Origin of the sequence: Hamadaea tsunoensis DSM 44101, assembly GCF_000428945.1 — a bacterium.
Taxonomy (GTDB): Bacteria; Actinomycetota; Actinomycetes; order Mycobacteriales; family Micromonosporaceae; genus Hamadaea; species Hamadaea tsunoensis.
On sequence record NZ_AUAX01000067.1, the window covers coordinates 1 to 1568 of the forward strand.

1 pseudogene is annotated in these 1568 nt (G+C 66.1%); it reads right to left on the reverse strand.

Annotation, left to right across the window (positions count from 1 at the left end):
- Positions 1-1568, reverse strand: a pseudogene (locus tag G401_RS51440) (hypothetical protein); the annotation flags it as partial.

A 1568-nucleotide genomic window follows, 5' to 3' on the forward strand; every position in this document is an offset into this window, starting at 1 on the left:
GAGTACTGCAGGTAGAACCCGGCGTTCGTGCCCGCGTCCTGCGACACGACCGTCTGCGAGGCGGTGGTGTTGTTGACCTTCACCCACGCCGACACCGTGAAACTCTGCGTGGTGTTCAGCACCGGGCCCGCGGTCGTCGCGGCTCCGGTGGTTCCGTTGAAGACACCGGCCCCGCCACTCCAGGTCACACCGCTGGTGGCCGTCGCCGGCAGATCCCCGCCGGACGAGTCCACGACGGCCGTGCCCGCGCTGGCGTTCAGCCGCCACCAGCCATCAGGCTTGCCCGCTCCGAGCGTCCGCACCCATTCACTCGTGGTACGCCCCGCGGTGTCGTAATTGCTCCCCACACCGGCCGTGTAGCCGGTGTTGTCGGAGTAGTACTTGGCGGTGACCAGGTCGTCGTTGTTGTACGAGTAGCTCGTCCGGCGGGCGACACCGTTGGGGTCGACGACCTCGCTGGTCACCCGGCTCGCCGCGTCGAGCGTGTATCGCGTGTCCGAGACCCCGTTGTTGTCCAGCTGCCGGATCTCGTTGCCGGCCGCGTCATACTCGGTCGTCTCGGCAGCGTAGGTCTGCGTACCGTCGATGTTCTTCTTGACCACACCGACCTGGAGGTTGTTGTCGGTGTAGGTGAACGCGGTGACGTAACCCATCGCGTCGGTGATCGACGCCAACCGGCCGGCCGGGTCGTACGCCCGGGACTCCGTCACCAGGTTCGTCGGAGTCGTCGGATTGTCCGGGTCGCCGCCCTTCCACCCGATCAACGTCGTGGTGAGCATGTGCCCGTTCGCGTCGTAGACGTAGTCGGTCTCGGCCCCGGTCTCATCGACCTCTTTGATCATGTTGCCGTAGAGGTCGTAGCCGTACGTCGTCGTGCTGCCGTCGGCGTCCGTCGAGGTGAGCACCTGGCCCAGCGCGTTGTAGGTCGTGCCGAGGACCCGGGATGCGTCGCCGCCGGTGGTGTCCGCGACGGTCTGTTTGGTGACCTGACCGTCGTAGTTGTACTCGGTGGTCGTCGTCGGCGTGTGCTTGGCGCCCGTCACACGGTTCGTGTTGGCCGGGTCCGCCTGCGACACGATGCGCGACAGCTTGTCGTAACCGACCGTCGTGACCACGCCGCTGGGGAAACCGTCCGAGATCTCTGTCCGGCTCAGGACACGCCCGAGCCCGTCGTAGGTGAACTTCGTGACGAGTCCCGCCGCATCCGTCACCTGCGCGATGTCGCCGTTCTTGAAATACGTGGTCGTCTGCGTCGCCCCGCCGGGCGCGGTGGCCTTGTACGGCAAGCCTGGTGGCGCGAAGCCGCCGTCGGCCGCGGCCACGGTCGTCCCGTCCGTATAGCTGCTGGTCGTCACCCGGCCCAGCGGATCGGTGATCTTGGTCTTGTTGCCGAAGGTGTCGTACTCGTACTTGGTCAGGTAGGTGTTGTCGGTCGCGGACGCCGAACGGCCGTCGCGGGTCTCGGTCACCTGATCATTACGCGGATCCACATTGGATGCCGCGTTCAGGTAGTACGAGTAGTAGATCGTCGAACACTTGCCCGCCGACCGGTCCTGGCACGACTGCTC